This window comes from Streptomyces caeni (genome assembly GCF_042678285.1).
GTDB lineage: Bacteria > Actinomycetota > Actinomycetes > Streptomycetales > Streptomycetaceae > Streptomyces > Streptomyces caeni.
Genome location: NZ_JBHUDX010000004.1, coordinates 1 through 15,364 on the forward strand (window position 1 = coordinate 1; position 15,364 = coordinate 15,364).

9 protein-coding genes are annotated in these 15,364 nt (G+C 70.9%); 6 read left to right on the forward strand and 3 right to left on the reverse strand.

Translation table 11 applies throughout. The features are described 5' to 3' along the window. From ACFSL4_RS01200 to ACFSL4_RS01220, 5 genes are all read left to right on the forward strand, one after another. Positions 1-3,930: Rne/Rng family ribonuclease (locus ACFSL4_RS01200; protein ID WP_381077178.1), on the forward strand; the 3,930-nt coding region annotated here is incomplete at its 5' end. Positions 3,931-4,393: 463 nt separating this feature from the next. Further along, positions 4,394-5,509, forward strand: a complete 1,116-nt coding sequence (locus ACFSL4_RS01205; protein WP_381077180.1) for a DegT/DnrJ/EryC1/StrS family aminotransferase — start codon at positions 4,394-4,396, stop codon at positions 5,507-5,509. Next, complete coding sequence (locus ACFSL4_RS01210; RefSeq protein WP_381077183.1) at positions 5,506-6,531, forward strand: Gfo/Idh/MocA family protein; 1,026 nt, start codon at positions 5,506-5,508, stop codon at positions 6,529-6,531. The genes ACFSL4_RS01205 and ACFSL4_RS01210 overlap by 4 nt, the downstream gene beginning before the upstream one ends. Further along, on the forward strand, positions 6,521-8,221 hold the full coding sequence (locus ACFSL4_RS01215; protein WP_381077185.1) for a glycosyltransferase family 2 protein: 1,701 nt from the start codon (positions 6,521-6,523) through the stop codon (positions 8,219-8,221). The genes ACFSL4_RS01210 and ACFSL4_RS01215 overlap by 11 nt, the downstream gene beginning before the upstream one ends. Before the next feature lie 9 nt (positions 8,222-8,230). Then, the gene (locus tag ACFSL4_RS01220; protein ID WP_381077188.1) at positions 8,231-9,514 is read left to right on the forward strand and encodes a nucleotide sugar dehydrogenase; all 1,284 of its coding nucleotides are present in this window, start codon (positions 8,231-8,233) and stop codon (positions 9,512-9,514) included. 81 nt (positions 9,515-9,595) lie between these two features. Here the strand turns inward: ACFSL4_RS01220 and ACFSL4_RS01225 are convergent, their stop codons facing one another. The 3 genes from ACFSL4_RS01225 to wecB form a co-directional block, all read right to left on the reverse strand. Then, complete coding sequence (locus tag ACFSL4_RS01225) at positions 9,596-10,714, reverse strand: acyltransferase family protein (RefSeq protein WP_381077191.1); 1,119 nt, start codon at positions 10,712-10,714, stop codon at positions 9,596-9,598. 109 nt (positions 10,715-10,823) lie between these two features. Further along, positions 10,824-12,095 carry a glycosyltransferase gene (locus ACFSL4_RS01230; RefSeq protein ID WP_381077697.1) on the reverse strand — a complete coding sequence of 424 codons (1,272 nt, stop codon included), beginning with the start codon at positions 12,093-12,095 and terminating at the stop codon, positions 10,824-10,826. A 208-nt stretch (positions 12,096-12,303) separates the two neighbouring features. After that, complete coding sequence (wecB, locus tag ACFSL4_RS01235) at positions 12,304-13,380, reverse strand: non-hydrolyzing UDP-N-acetylglucosamine 2-epimerase (RefSeq protein WP_381077193.1); 1,077 nt, start codon at positions 13,378-13,380, stop codon at positions 12,304-12,306. A 337-nt stretch (positions 13,381-13,717) separates the two neighbouring features. Between wecB and ACFSL4_RS01240 the strand changes: the two genes are divergently transcribed. Further along, positions 13,718-15,355 (forward strand): glycosyltransferase family 4 protein, encoded by a 1,638-nt coding sequence (locus tag ACFSL4_RS01240; RefSeq protein ID WP_381077195.1) that lies wholly within the window; start codon positions 13,718-13,720, stop codon positions 15,353-15,355. Positions 15,356-15,364 lie beyond the last annotated feature (9 nt).

Sequence of the window (15,364 nt, forward strand, 5' to 3'; positions counted from 1 at the left end):
GCCGCGACCGCCGACACCGCGGCGGGCGAGGTGGTGACCCCTGCGGCGCCGGCCATACCGGCCGCGGAGGACATCGAGACCGACGAGGTCACCGGGGCGGAAGAGATCCAGCAGACGGAGGCGGAGGCCGAGGCCGCCGTTTCCGGGGGGGCCGGGGCGGCTGCCGCGGCCACAGCCGACGAGCCGGCCGAGCCCGTTGCGCCTCGTGCGCGTCGTCGTGCGACGCGGCGCGTGTCGACGCCTGCCGGTGCGCCGGCGGCGGAGGCCGCGGAGGTCGTGGTGCCCGCGGGCGGTGACGCCGCTGCCGAGGTGGCGGAGCCGGCTGCCGAGGAGGCCGAGGAGGAGGCCCCGCGGCGCACCCGTCGTCGGACCACGCGCCGTGCCACCTCGCCCGCCGGAGCTCCGGCGGCTGCCGGGGCAGCCGAGACTCCCGTGGCCACGGAGGTTCCTGGGGCCGTCGAGACCGTCGGGGCCACCGAGGCTCAGCCCGTGACCGCGGATGTCGAGGAGGCGCCGGTGAGCGAGCCGGCCGCACCGGTGCCCGCCGCCGAGGAGACCCGCGGGACGGAGGAGGCACCCGGGACCGAGGAGGCCCCCCGCCGCACCCGTCGCCGGGCCGCCCGCCGGGTGTCCGCGCCCGCCGCCGTGGAGGAGACCGAGGCCGAGGAGGCCACCGTCACCGAGGCGGAGACCCCGGCTGCTCAGACCCCCGCCGCCGAGGTGGAGACCCCGGCCGCTCAGACCCCCGCCGCCGAGGAGACCGCCCCGCGCCGCACGCGCCGTCGCGTCGTCCGCAAGGCAGCCGCCGGTTTCGCCGAGCCCGCGCAGCCCGCCGGCGAGGAGACGCCCGAGGCCGTGCAGCGGCCCGTGCGGCCCACCGTCGCCGTGTTCCAGGCGCCCGTGTTCACCCAGCCCATGTTCCAGACCCCGGAGCGGGCCGCCGCTGCCGCTGCCGCCGAGGCCGCGGAGCACGAGGAGGCCGAGGAGCCGGAGGAGGCCGCCGGCCCGCGTCGCCGTCGCCGTCGCCGGGGTGGCGAGGAGGAGGCCGGGGCGCCGGTGCCGGAGACCGCCGAAGAGGTGGAGGAGCCCGAGGAGCCTGAGGAGGCCGAGGAGGCCGCCGAGGGTGAGGAGGCCGAGGAGCCCGGTGCGCGGCGCCGCCGCCGCCGCGGTGGCCGTCGCCGTCGCCGTGGTGAGGCCCCCGAGGGTGCGGAGGGCGAGGAACTCGCCGCCGAACAGGCCGCGCAGGACACCGAGGACACCGCCGAGCAGGTGGCGGAGGACGCCGAGGAGGCGGCCGAGGAGGAGCGCGGCGAGGAGGCGGGGGCCTCCGCCGCCACGGTCGGCAGCCGTCGCCGCCGCCGTCGCCGCCGCCGGGCCGGTGAGGAGGCCGGCGCCGAGCCGGCCGTCGACGAGCCCGAGCGTACGGTCGTCAAGATCCGTGAGCCCCGCAAGAAGGAGGAGCACCCCAGCGACGAGGTGCAGTCCATCAAGGGCTCGACACGCCTGGAGGCCAAGAAGCAGCGCCGCCGCGAGGGCCGCGAGCAGGGCCGCCGCCGGGTGCCGATCATCACCGAGGCCGAGTTCCTCGCCCGCCGCGAGGCCGTCGAGCGCGTCATGGCGGTCCGGCAGAACGGCGACCGTACGCAGATCGGCGTGCTCGAGGACGGTGTGCTCGTGGAGCACTACGTCAACAAGGAGCAGTCGACCTCGTACGTCGGCAACGTCTACCTGGGCAAGGTGCAGAACGTCCTGCCGTCGATGGAGGCCGCCTTCATCGACATCGGAAAGGGCCGCAACGCCGTCCTGTACGCCGGCGAGGTCAACTTCGAGGCGCTGGGCCTCGCGAGCGGACCGCGGCGCATCGAGTCCGCGCTGAAGTCCGGGCAGTCGGTCCTCGTCCAGGTCACCAAGGACCCGATCGGACACAAGGGCGCCCGCCTGACCAGCCAGGTCTCCCTGCCCGGCCGCTACCTGGTGTACGTGCCCGAGGGCTCGATGACCGGCATCAGCCGCAAGCTGCCCGACACCGAGCGGGCCCGGCTGAAGACCATCCTCAAGAAGATCGTCCCCGAGGACGCGGGCGTCATCGTGCGCACCGCCGCCGAGGGCGCGAGCGAGGAGGAGCTGCGCCGGGACGTCGAGCGGCTGCAGGCGCAGTGGGAGGAGATCCAGAAGAAGGCGAAGAACGGCGGCGCGCCGACGCTGCTGTACGGCGAGCCGGACATGACGGTCCGGGTCGTGCGCGACATCTTCAACGAGGACTTCTCCAAGGTCGTCGTCAGCGGTGACGAGGCGTGGGAGACCATTCACGGATACGTCTCGCACGTCGCGCCCGACCTGGCCGAACGCCTGCAGAGGTGGACCAGCGAGGTCGACGTCTTCGCCACCTACCGGATCGACGAGCAGCTCGCCAAGGCGCTGGATCGCAAGGTCTGGCTGCCCAGCGGCGGTTCGCTGGTGATCGACCGGACCGAGGCGATGGTCGTCATCGATGTCAACACCGGCAAGTTCACCGGCCAGGGCGGCAACCTGGAGGAGACCGTCACCAGGAACAACCTGGAGGCGGCCGAGGAGATCGTGCGCCAGCTGCGGCTGCGCGACCTCGGCGGCATCATCGTCATCGACTTCATCGACATGGTGCTGGAGTCCAACCGGGACCTGGTGCTGCGGCGCCTGCTGGAGTGCCTGGGCCGGGACCGCACCAAGCACCAGGTGGCCGAGGTGACTTCGCTGGGTCTGGTGCAGATGACGCGCAAGCGCGTCGGACAGGGTCTGCTGGAGTCCTTCTCCGAGACCTGTGTCCACTGCAACGGCCGCGGCCTGATCGTGCACATGGACCAGGCGGCCCCGCCCGCCGGTGGCAAGCGCAAGAAGCGCGGCCGGGGCGGTGCCGAGCAGGAGCCCGAGGTGCGTGAGACGGCGGTCACGGAGGCCGAGGCGCCCGCCGAGGAGCCCGAGGCGGTCCCCGCGGCCGTCGCGCTGCCCGAGCCCGCCGCCGCGGAGGCTTTCGCGCCGGACGAGGAGCTGTACAGCAGCATCGCCGAGGCGGAGGCCGCCGCGTCCCGGGGCCGTGCGCGGCGCCGGGCGACCCGGCGGGCGTCGGCCCCGGCGGGTGCGCCGCGGACCGAGGAGCGGGCCCCGAAGTCCCGTACCGGCGAGCGTGCGCCGAAGCGGGTCCAGGCCGCGGAGGCGGAGGCGGTGGCCGAGCCGGTGGCGGCCGAGGAGCCGGCCGTCGCGAAGCCCGCCGTCGAGGCGCCGGTCGCCGAGGCGCCCGCTCCGGCCGAGGAGGAGGCCGCACCCAAGGGCCGTACGCGCCGCCGTGCCACCCGCAAGGTGTCGGCGCCGTCCGGTGCCCCTGGCACGCCCGAGGAGGTCGTGGTGACGGTCGCCGAACCCGAGCCGCGGGCCGCTGAGGAGGCACCGGCCGGGGCCGGGCCGCAGGCCGGCGCCGAGGAGGCCGTCGAGCCGGCCAAGGCGCCCGCCGAGAGTGTCGCTCCGGCCCGTCCGCGCCGCCGTGCCGTGCGCAAGGCCACCGCGCCCACCTCGTCCGAGGAGGCGGCCGTCGTGGTCGTCCCGTCGGCGGGAGAGGCGGAGGCCCCTGCGGAGGCGGAGGCCCCCGCGGAGACCGGGGCGGCCGCGGAGGCACAGGCCGCGACCGAGGCAGAGGCCGAGGCGCCGGCGCTCGCCAAGAAGACGGCGCGCAAGGCGGCCAAGAAGGCCACGGCGAAGAAGGCCGCCACCAAGAAGACCGCCACCAAGAAGACCGCCACCAAGAAGACCGCCACCAAGAAGGCCGTCGCCAAGAAGACGACGGCCAAGAAGACGGCCGCGAAGAAGACGACGGCCAAGAAGGCGGCGAAGACGGCTTCGAAGAAGACGGCGGCGGCGCAGCAGGCGGCCCCGTCCGTCTCCGCCGCCACGGAGGACTGACCGGGCCCTCGCCCCTCGGGGTGCCCGAGCGAACGGCGCGGGACACCGACTCGGTGTCCCGCGCCCGGGCCGGCCGCGGCGTGTCCAAGGTCCGTCGCCCGTCCTTGACGACCTGGTCACTCTGCGTGCCGGATGTGACCGATCAGCCGTCAAGCCAAGGTCTCTCTGTCGTAACCCTGAGGAAAAATTTTGCTTCTGTGCTGGTAACGTGACTGCGGTTCCGGCCGCTGCTGGCAGGCGCGCCGGACCACAGCCGAAGCGCGTGTGCGGTGGCCCCTTCCACAGCACGGCTGGTCCCTCTCGCAAGAGCCTTCTGGGGGGAGGGTCTTCAGCGAACACCGTTCGCCGCCACGCCTGCAGGCGAACGTTTCAGGGAGCGGACACGCGCGCTCGGCACCGTCCTTTCCCGACCCGTCACGAAGTGGTGCGCCCTCGTGGTCGCCGAAGAGGAGGGGGGATGTCGATGACCGACACCCACGAGCCGATACCAGCAGCCAAGCCCGTGATCGGGGAGGAGGAGATCGAGGCCGCCGTACGCGTCCTGCGCAGCGGCAGGGTCGTACAGGGCCCCGAGGTGGCCGCCTTCGAGGCGGAGTTCTCCGAGCTGGTGAACATGCGGCACTGCGTCGCGGTCAATTCCGGTACTTCCGCGCTTCACCTGACACTGCTGGCGCTGGGCCTCGGTCCGGGTGACGAGGTCATCGTGCCGTCGTTCTCCTTCGCCGCCTCCGCCAACGCCGTGCGGCTCGTGGGCGCCGACGTGGTCTTCGCCGACATCGAGCCCGACACCTTCTGTGTGGACCCCGCCGCCGTCGAGGCGGCCATCACACCGCGTACCGCCGCGATCATGCCCGTCCACCTCTACGGCCACCCGGCCGCCATGGGCCAGATCACGGCCATCGCCGAACGGCACGGCCTGGCCGTGGTGGAGGACGCCTGCCAGGCGCACGCCGCCTCGCTCGACGGAACCCCGGTGGGCGCGTTCGGCACCGCCGGAACGTTCAGCTTCTACCCGACCAAGAACATGCACAGCCTCGAAGGCGGCATGGTGACCACCGCCGACGCGGAGGTCGCCCGCACCCTGCGGCTGCTGCGCAACCAGGGCATGGAGCAGCGCTACGCCAACGAGATCGTCGGCGCCAACATGCGCATGACGGACGTCTCCGCGGCGATCGGCCGGGTCCAGCGCGCCAAGCTGGAGGGCTGGACCGAGCAGCGCATCGCCAACGCCGCGTACCTGACGGAGCACATCACCGCGCCGAACGTGGTCACGCCGAAGGTCGCCGAGGGCGCCCGGCACGTGTACCACCAGTACACCGTGCGGGTCCGCGGTGACCGCGACGCCGCCATGGCGCGCCTCGCCGAGGCCGGTGTCGGCAACGCCGTGTACTACCCGACCCCGATCCACCGGCTGAAGCCGTACTGGGAACCGGACCAGAAGGCCGGCCGCGTCTGGGAACTGCCGGAGACGGAGCGCGCGGCCGCCGAGGTCGTGTCGCTGCCCGTCCACCCCGCGCTGTCGGCGCGAGACCTGGAGCGCATCGTGACCGCCGTGAACGCGCTGGGGGAGCACCTGTGACCACCGTCAGCCCCCTTCGGGCCGGACTCATCGGCCTCGGTTCCATGGGGCGCCACCACGCCCGTGTCCTCGCCGGCCTGGAGGGCGTCGACTTCGTCGGCATCGTCGACCCGATGGGCGACAAGTACGGGGCCTCCCAGGGCGCGCCCATTGTGAACACCGTCGACGAACTCATCGACCTGGGCGTCGACTACGCCGTCGTGGCCTGCCCCACGGGGCTGCACGAGGAGGTCGGCCTGCAGCTCGCCGGGGCCGGCGTCTGTGCGCTGGTGGAGAAGCCGGTCGCGGACACGGTCGAAGGGGCACGCCGCCTCGTCGAGGCGTTCGAGTCGCGCGGTCTGGTCGCCGGTGTGGGGCACATCGAGCGGTGCAACCCGGCGCTGCGCTCGCTGCGGGCCCGTCTGGAGGCCGGCGAACTCGGCGACGTCTACCAGGTCGTCACCCGCCGCCAGGGCCCCTTCCCGCATCGCATAGCGGACGTCGGTGTGGTCAAGGACCTCGCCACCCACGACATCGACCTCACCGGCTTTGTGACGGGGCACGAGTACGTGTCCATCGCCGCGCACACCGTCCACAAGAGCGGCCGCGAACACGAGGACATGGTCTCCGCGGTCGGCCGCCTCGACGACGGCACCATGGTCAACCATCTGGTCAACTGGCTGAGCCCGTTCAAGGAGCGCTTCACCTCCGTCACCGGCGAGCGCGGCTGCTTCATCGCCGACACCCTCACCGCGGACCTGACCTTCCACTCCAACGCCGCGGTGGCGACCGAGTGGGAGGTGCTGCAGGCATTCCGGGGCGTCTCCGAAGGCGACATGATCCGGTACGCCATCCAGAAGCGAGAGCCGCTCCTCGTCGAACACGAACTGTTCCGGGACGCCGTACTCGGCAAGCCCGCCGACATCTGCACCCTGCGCCAGGGCATGCGGACGGTGGAGGTCGCGGCGGCGGTGCTCGAGTCGGCGAGGGACAGCCGCAGCGTGTCACTTCAGTCGGAGGACCTGGCTATCCATGGCGCCTGAGAGCCAGGTGGGTACCCCACCTGATGTCAGCGTGGTCGTCGCCGTCTACAACACCATGCCGTACCTCACGGAGTGCCTGGACTCCCTGGTCGGGCAGAGCATCGGACGGGACAGACTGGAGATCGTCGCGGTCGACGACGGCTCCACCGACGACAGCGGCCGTGAACTCGACCGCTTCGCGGAGCTGTACCCGGGCACCGTCAAGGTGATCCACCAGGCTAACTCCGGGGGCCCCGCCGCCCCCAGCAACCGGGCGCTGGACGTCGCCACGGGCCGGTACGTCTACTTCATCGGCTCGGACGACCACCTCGGCGACCAGGCGCTGGAGCGCATGGTCACCTGCGCCGACGAACACCGCTCGGACGTCGTCGTCGGCAAGATGGTCGGCACCAACGGGAGGTACGTCCACCAGGCGCTGTACAAGGAGAGCGCCCCGGACGTCAGCCTCTACGACTCCGCGCTGCCCTTCACTCTTGCCAACACCAAGCTGTTCCGCCGTGAACTGGTCGAACAGCACAAACTGCGCTTCCCCGAGCATCTGCCGGTGGGCAGCGACCAGCCGTTCACCATCGAGGCGTGCGTGCGCGCACGGAAGATCTCGGTGGTGGCCGACTACACCTGCTACTACGCGGTGAAGCGGGGCGATGCCAGCAACATCACCTACCGCGCCGACCACCTGGCACGGCTGCGGTGCACGGCCGAGATCATGGACTTCACGGCCGGCCTCATCGAGGCGGGCCCGAAGCGTGACGCCGTGCTGCGCCGGCACTTCACCTGGGAGCTGGCCAAGCTCATCCAGGACGACTTCCCCGCCCTGGACCGCGACCTGCGGCGAGAGATCTGCGCGGGCATCGCACGGCTCGCCGACACCTATTTCACCGACGGTATCCGCGACGCCATGGACGTGAAGCGCCGGGTGCGCATCTGCCTGGCCCGGGCCGGTGCGGTCGACGAGCTGTGCGAGGCGATCACCTCCGAGAAGCAGAACGGAGCGCCTCCGTTCCTCCTGGAGGGCGACCGTGCCCACGCCCGTTACCCGGGCTTCCGCGACTCCCTGGTCGGCGTGCCCGACCGCTGCTACGAGGTCCTCGGGGAGGCGGTCCCCGGTCCGCTCGCCCAGGGCACCGAACTCCTCGCCTCCGCCTGGGAGCAGGAGGACGGCCGGCTCGCCTACACGGCGTCCGTCAGGGTGCCCGTCGCCGGCGACGCCGGCGGTGCCACGGTGCGGCTGGCGCAGGGAGCCATGCCCAAGTCCGCGGACAAGCCCGGGGCCAGGAGGCTGCCGGCCGACCGCACCCTTCCGGCACTGGAGGGAGACATCAGGTTGGAGCCCGCACCGGAGGGTGCCGCCACGGTGCTGCACGTCCGCCTCCCGCTCGAACTGCGCACCGTCAAGCGGGGCCTGCGGGTGTACCTGGACGTTGCCGGTTCGACGTACGAGATCCCCGTGCGCGGCAAGGACAAGCCCATGCCACTGGCCCGCCGGTGGGGCAGGCGCGAGGACCCTTACAGGGCCTCAGCCATGGTGAACGACAAGGGGCGCGTGGTGATTGCCACCGCCCAGATGTTCCCCCCGAAGAGAACACTCGTCCTCCGGGCGATGAAGGCCCTCGCCCGGCGTCTGAAGGCCGGGCTCGTCGGTTCGAAGCCGAGCGGTGCCAAGAAGTCGAACGGTTCCAAAAGGAAGTAGCGACCCTCCATGAACATCTGTGTAGTAGCGCTCGGCAAGATAGGGCTTCCGCTGGCCGTGCAGTTCGCTTCCAAGGGCCACCAGGTCATCGGCGCGGACGTCAACGAGAAGGTCGTCGAGCTGGTCAGTGTCGGCATCGAGCCGTTCCCCGGTGAGCACGACCTTGACGTCAAGCTCAAGGAGACCGTCAGCGCGGGGCTGCTGAGCGCGACCACGGACACCGCGGCCGCGGTCGCCCGGTCCGAGGCCGTCGTTGTGGTCGTCCCGCTGTTCGTCGACGCGGAGGGCGTCCCGGACTTCGGCTGGATGGACGCCGCCACCCGGGCGATCGCCCAGGGCCTCAGGCCCGGCACGCTCGTCTCCTACGAGACCACACTGCCCGTCGGCACCACCCGGACCCGATGGGCGCCGATGCTGGCCGAGGGATCGGGCCTGACCCCGGGCGAGGACTTCCACCTGGTGTTCTCACCGGAGCGGGTGCTCACCGGCCGCGTCTTCTCCGACCTGCGCCGCTACCCGAAGCTGGTCGGAGGCATCGACGAGGCGTCGACCCGCCGCGGCGTGGAGTTCTACGAGGCAGTCCTCGACTTCGACGCCCGCGAGGACCTGCCGCGGCCGAACGGCGTCTGGGACCTGGGCACGGCAGAGGCGTCGGAGCTCGCCAAGCTCGCCGAGACCACCTACCGCGACGTCAACATCGGTCTGGCCAACCAGTTCGCGCGCTTCGCCGACCAGAACGGCATCGACGTCAAGAAGGTCATCGAGGCCTGCAACTCACAGCCCTACAGCCACATCCACCAGCCGGGCATCGCCGTCGGCGGCCACTGCATCCCGATCTACCCGCGGATGTACCTGTGGAACGATCCGCAGGCGACCGTGGTGCGCTCCGCGCGCGAGGCGAACGCCGCGATGCCGCAGTACGCGGTCGACCTGCTGGCGGCGGCATACGGCGACCTGGCGGGCGTGAACGTGCTGGTGCTGGGCGCCGCCTACCGCGGTGGTGTGAAGGAGACGGCCTTCTCGGGCGTCTTTCCCACCGTCGAGGCGCTGAAGGCGCGCGGCGCGGTCCCGTTCGTCTCCGACCCGATGTACACCGACGAGGAACTCGCCGAGCTGGGCCTCACCCCGCACGCCGGTGAGAAGGTCACTGCGGCGATCCTGCAGGCTGACCACGCCGAGTACCGGGCGTTGACCCCGGCGGACCTGCCGGACGTCAAGGTACTGGTCGACGGGCGTCGTACGACGGATTCGGAGGCATGGAAGGGCGTCCGCCGGGTCGTCATCGGCGGCTGAACCACGTAGGCACTACGACTTCGGCCCTGTCCCGGGTAACGCATGGGGCAGGGCCGAAGTCTTTGTGTCCGAAGGCGGCTGTCACATCCCGGTGGTGACGGACGCCGGGATGGGACGGGCGGACGGTCCGATACGGCGCAGTCGGCGCTCGGCGGGGCGTTCCACATTGTGGTATGCCAGGGCTGCGAGGGTCAGACTCGTGGCCAGGACGCCTGCCCAGAAGACGAGGGTCCCGCTGGCGGAAGTGGGCTTGCCCCAGTGGTAGACGGCGGCTCGGATGACGATCTCGTGGATGAGGTACCAGGCGAAGGACCAGTGTCCGAGCCGGATCATCCAGGGGCCGCCCAGTCCGGTGCGTCGGCCGTCGAGGTCTGCGCGGGCGGCCGCGCAGATCAGTGCGGCAAAGATCGGGGCGGACAGCCACTGTGAGGCGGTGTAGGGGCTGTACCAGAGGGCATCGGGCACGGTGTGGTGCCAGGGGATCAGGATCAGGTGCCAGGCGATCACGAGTCCGATCGCCGCACCCAGGGGTACCGGGGGTCTCCAACCGCGCTTGAGAGCGAGCCCGGCGACCACCCCCAGGAGGAACTGCAGCGAGCGGGTGAGCGGCAGGTAGTCCAGGACCCAGCTGCGAGTGGTGGTCTCCAGGCCGGACAGGGCGGGCCACAGCAGCAGGGCGGTGCACGTGACGGTGATCGTGGTCCAGGCCCAGATCCGGGCACGGCGGCCGGCGAACACGGCCAGCAGGGACGGGAAGCACAGGTAGAAGAAGGCCTCGTCGCTGAGGGACCAGGCTGCCGGGTTGCCGCCGGTGAAGATGACCGGTTCCGGGGACCAGGCGTGCACGAGCAGCAGGGTCGCGGTTACCGCCTTGAGGGACACGGGGTGGTCCATGACGGCCCATACGGCGACCGAGAACGCGACGCTGACGGCGAGCATTGGCCAGATACGGGCGAGGCGGCGCCACAGGAAGACTTTGGTGGGGACGCGCGCGCCATCGTAAGTCCAGGCGAGGACGACACCGGACAGGACGAAGAAGAACGTAACGCCGCTGCGGCCGTACCACACTGCCTCGCTCAGGCCTGGTACGCCGCCGACCTGGCGGGACAGGTGGTACAGGACGACCAACAGGGCCGCCCAGAAGCGGAGTCCGGTCAGTGACGGCAGCCGGTCACGACCGATGCCGGGTATGGCGGTCAACGAGTGATCCTTCACGGTCGGGGCGAAGGCAGCGCCGACCCGGGTGCACAGCACCCTCGGCTGGAGGGCCATCGCCTTGGCCCCTTCAAGACTCCCTGTTCGGTCCTGCTCATGCCTGCGTGCTCTTCGCAAGGAGCGCCGGGCCCACGGTCTCGGTCAGCTTCTGGACCGCAGGGGCCATCAGCAGACCGCGGGTGAACCGGTTCGCGTGGGCCCGCGCCTCGGCGCGCTGCTCGTCCGTCGCCTCCACGGCCATCCGGGCCGCCCTGACGAACGATTCGGCGATGCCCCCAGCCTCGAGGCCGCACGCTCCAGTCCACAGCGGGTGCCCCGCCAGCACATTGGACGCGTCGTGGTCCACCTCGTGGCAGGACACCACGGGCAGCCCGGAGGCCATGAACTCGTACACCTTGCCGGAGGTGACGAAGCGCCCGCCGACCAGCATCAGCACCAAGGCGTCCCAACGCCCGTAGGTGGAGGCGACCTCAGCCTTGGGCACGGGACCGCCGAAGAGCACCCCGTCAGTCTCGGCCTGCCGGATGAGAGCCATGTGGGCGTTGGCCTCACGGCTGGCGCCCGCGCCAATGTGCCCGCGGATCTCGAACCGGGAGCGTGCAAGCAGCGGATCGCGCTCCCTTGCCGCCCGCCAGCCGTCCAGCACGGTGGCCAGGAAGTCCGGCTTGAAGTTCACCGAGCCCAGGTAGCCGAAAGTCAGGCCGTGCTCCGCGTCCGGCTTGCCGTGCACGGCAGGCACACTGTCCGGGTCGAAGCCGTTGCGCACGACGTGCACCCGTTCGGCGATCTCCGGGTAGCGCTCCCGGTAGAAATCCGCGATCGGGTCGTTCACGCACCAGACCGCGACGGCCTCCTTCAGGACCCGGTCCTCCCATTGCCCCGCCTCGGAGTCACGGGTGAAGGCCTCGCCACCGCCGATGACATCGATCGACCAACCGTCCCGGAAGTCGATCGCATACGGGATCTTGTGTGCCTGCCACAACTTCCAGGCCGCCGCCAGGTTGACGTACGGCGCGCAGCTCGCCAGCAGCAGCTTGGCAGGGAACTCGCGGTGGATGTCCAGGACGCCCTGCTCCAGAGCCTCGCGCCAGCCGCCGAACACCAGCTCGGGGAAGTGCTCCAGATGGCGCTCGCGCTCCCGCTTCATCCAGCCGGTCGGGTTGAGCGCCCTGTCCTTCGTGAACAGACGGATGTCGGTCTCCAGGTCCTCACGGGCGAGGGGTAGTTCGACGATGCGTACCCGCGAATCCACCGGGTCGGAGAGGGTGTGGTCAAGACCGTACTCCCGCTCCCAGGACTCCTCTGCGATGGTGAGCACGGTCACGTCCCAGCCGAGTTCGATGAACTTGTTCGCCGTCTCGCGCATCCGGTACGCACAGCTCTTGGCCGCCGGTGGGAAGCCGATGGCGAGGTAGATCAGGTGCGGACGGGTGCCGTCGGGCCGCGGGCCTGTCGTCCGGGTGGTGCCGGACTTCAGGACCGTACCCGGACCGGGGGTCCTGAGTCGCTTGATCACGTTGCGCAAGAGGTGCTCCGAAGGCTGATGGAACGGTGACGGGAGCGAGCGGTCCGGATCAGCTTCCGACGATCGCCTGGACGGCCCGCACCGCGGCGTTCCCGTCACCGTACGGCGTGCCCCGCTCGGCTTCGGGCGCAGGGCGCGTGGCGAGCTCGGTGAAGTTCGATGCCTCGTGCGGGTCCGGCACGAGGTGGTTCCAGCCGTCCTCCAGGGTCTCGACCCACTCGGTCTCCGGGCGGATCGTGGTGCAGGCGCGGCCCAGCAGGAAGGCCTCCTTCTGCAGGCCGCCCGAGTCGGTGACGACACCGGCGGAGCCGAGGACGGCGCCCACGAGACCGGCGTAGGGAAGGGGAAGGCCGACCTTAACCGCGCCCTGCTCCAACTTGATGCCGTGCTGGTCGGCACGGGCGACCAGGCGCGGGTGCGCCAGCAGCGCCACGGGGATGGGCAGCGCAGCCAGCGAGCCGATGACAGCGGCGAGGCGCTCGGGGTCGTCGGTGTTGTCCGGGCGGTGCAGCGTCGCCACCAGGTACGGGCCGTCCGCGTCGATGCCTTCGGGCAGCGTCGGGCGCTGGTGCTCACCGGCGAGCACGGCGTCGCGGATGCGCAGGCAGACGTCCACCATGACGTCGCCGACGAGCGTGGCGCGGTGCGCCAGACCTTCGTTCGCGAGGTGACGCATGGCCTCCTCGGTCGGAGCGAGCAGCAGGTCGGCGGCGTGGTCGGTGAGGACGCGGTTGTGCTCCTCGGGCATGCGCCGGTTGAAGGAGCGCAGGCCCGCCTCCAGGTGGGCGACGCGGTAGTGCAGCTTCACCGCGGAGAGCGCGCCGGCCACGGTCGAGTTCGTGTCGCCGTACACCAGCACCCAGTCGGGCTTCTCCGACTCCAGGACCTTGTCCATGGCCATGAGGACCGCCCCGGTCTGCGCGCCGTGGCTGCCGGAGCCGACGCCGAGGTGCACGTCCGGATCCGGGATGCCGAGACCGGAGAAGAACACGTCGGAGAGGTTGGCGTCGTAGTGCTGTCCGGTGTGCACGATGACGTGCTGATGAGGCGTCTGGTCGAAGGCCGCGGCTATGGGGGCAAGCTTGACAAGCTGGGGGCGTGCCCCTACGACGCTGATGACCTTCACGTGTGCTGCTCCTGATCGGATGACCGTGGACGGATGCCGTGCCGAATGAACGTGGGCGGTTGGGCAGATGAACCCCGATCATACTGGCGTGCTGGCGTTCGAGGCCCAGAGCCTGCCAGCCGCTCAGGACCGGGGCGGTGGGGGCGGGCAATCGGACGGTATGCTTTGCTGCGACCGGGTCATGTGGCCGCGCCGTTTGCGCCCAGGTGCCATGCGGGGGACGCCCGCTTTGCGTGCACGAGACGCCCGCTTTGAACGGAAGTGGCGTGCGAGCTCGATCTTCCGTGTGGGCTCCCGCAACGTGCCAGAAGCTTCAGATCACGAAAGGCACACACATATGGAGCTCGACAGCGCCGTGGGGCAGAGAAGGCCGACGGCCTCCCGAGGCCGGGTGGTGATGCTCGTCGACAACGGGGTACGGAACGACTCACGTGTCCAGAAGGCGGCGCGGTCCGCAGCCGAAGCGGGCTGGGAGGTCATTCTCTTCGGTCTCTCGCCCACCCGTGAGCCCGAGACCTGGAACCTCGGCGGCGCTGAGGTCCGGCTTGTGCACAAGCCGAATCGGCTCGGGGCGCGCAAGCAGGACATGAAGGGGTTGCGCTACCGGAGCCCGCTCGCCTACCGCACGCCCCAGGTGGCCGCATACCGGAAGCAGAAGGTGAAGGCGTGGCGCGCGGACCTGCGGTTCCGTGCGGAAGCGGCCAAGGCCGGCGGGCCGGGTCGGCCGAGCGCCAGCGGATCGTCTGTCCGGCTTGCCGTGCCCAAGGCCGCGGCTAAGGTCACCAGCAAGTGGGTCTCACTGCGCGCGCGTGCGACGCGTCGCGCTGCGCGTAAGAGAGCAAGCTTCGACACGCCGTTCGACAAGTCGCTCATCCGCTTCTGGCAGATGACCATGGGGGAGCGGGCCTGGCGCCGGCTCCTGCCCTACCTGTGGGATTACGAGCTGGCCTTCGCCCGACACATCGACGAGCTCAAGCCCGACCTGATCCACGCGCACGACTTCCGCATGCTGGGCGTGGGCGCCCGGGCCGCCGTCCGTCTACGGGCCGCGGGACACCCGGTGAAGCTGGTCTGGGACGCGCACGAGTTCGTACCCGGCCTGCACTCACACCACGGGCGCTGGCTACCGGGCCACGTGGCGTGGGAGAAGGAGCACGCGGTGTTCGCCGACGCGGTGATCACCGTCTCGCCCTCGCTCGCCGAACTGCTGGTCGAGGGCCACAGCCTCAAAGAAACGCCCTATGTGGTCCTCAATGCTCCGGTGACACGGCCGGCCCCTGATGAGGTGGCCGGCGCGGGGCCCGTGCCCGACCTGCGCGAGCTGTGCGGCGTCGACAAGGACACTCCGCTGCTCGCCTACTGCGGTGGCATCAACCCGGTGCGCGGTGTCGAGACCATGATCGAAGGCCTCACGCGGATGCCCGACGTGCATGTCGCCCTGGTCTCCACTCCACCGGGCAAGCCGTTCCCCGCCACGGCCACGATCGTGGAACTCGTCGAGGAACTGGGTGTCGGCGACCGCGTCCACGTCCTCCCGTTCGTGCCGCACTGGCAGGTGCCCGAGTTCCTGTCCACAGCCGATGCCGCGGTCAGCCCGCTGCATCATCTGGCCAATCACGAACTGGCCCTGAGTAACAAGTTCTTCGAGTACTCCCAGGCCAAGCTGCCCCTGGTGGTCAGCGATATCCGCACCATGGCCGAGATGGTGGAGAAGACAGGCCAGGGCGAGGTTTTCAAGGCGCAGGACATCGAGGACTACGTCCGCGCGGTCCGCGCCGTCCTGGCGAACCCGGAGCGCTACCGGGCGGCCTACGACGATCCGGGGCTGCTGCAGAAGTGGACCTGGGAGGCCCAGGCCGTCGTTCTTGACAAGATCTACAGTCGGTTGCTGCCCGGTACCGAGGCACCGGCCATGTCGAAGGCCCGGCAGCAACCGGCCGCGGTGGGAAGCCCCGCGCCCGAGAGCACCATGTGACGGGACGAC

Bases quoted from the DNA above. Each gene is read 5' to 3' on its own strand.
- ACFSL4_RS01205 (WP_381077180.1), top strand. From the start codon at position 4,394: ATGACCGACACCCACGAGCCGATACCAGCAGCCAAGCCCGTGATCGGG.
- ACFSL4_RS01215 (WP_381077185.1), top strand. From the start codon at position 6,521: ATGGCGCCTGAGAGCCAGGTGGGTACCCCACCTGATGTCAGCGTGGTC.
- ACFSL4_RS01220 (WP_381077188.1), top strand. From the start codon at position 8,231: ATGAACATCTGTGTAGTAGCGCTCGGCAAGATAGGGCTTCCGCTGGCC.
- ACFSL4_RS01230 (WP_381077697.1), bottom strand. From the start codon at position 12,095: ATGCGCGAGACGGCGAACAAGTTCATCGAACTCGGCTGGGACGTGACC.
- ACFSL4_RS01240 (WP_381077195.1), top strand. From the start codon at position 13,718: ATGGAGCTCGACAGCGCCGTGGGGCAGAGAAGGCCGACGGCCTCCCGA.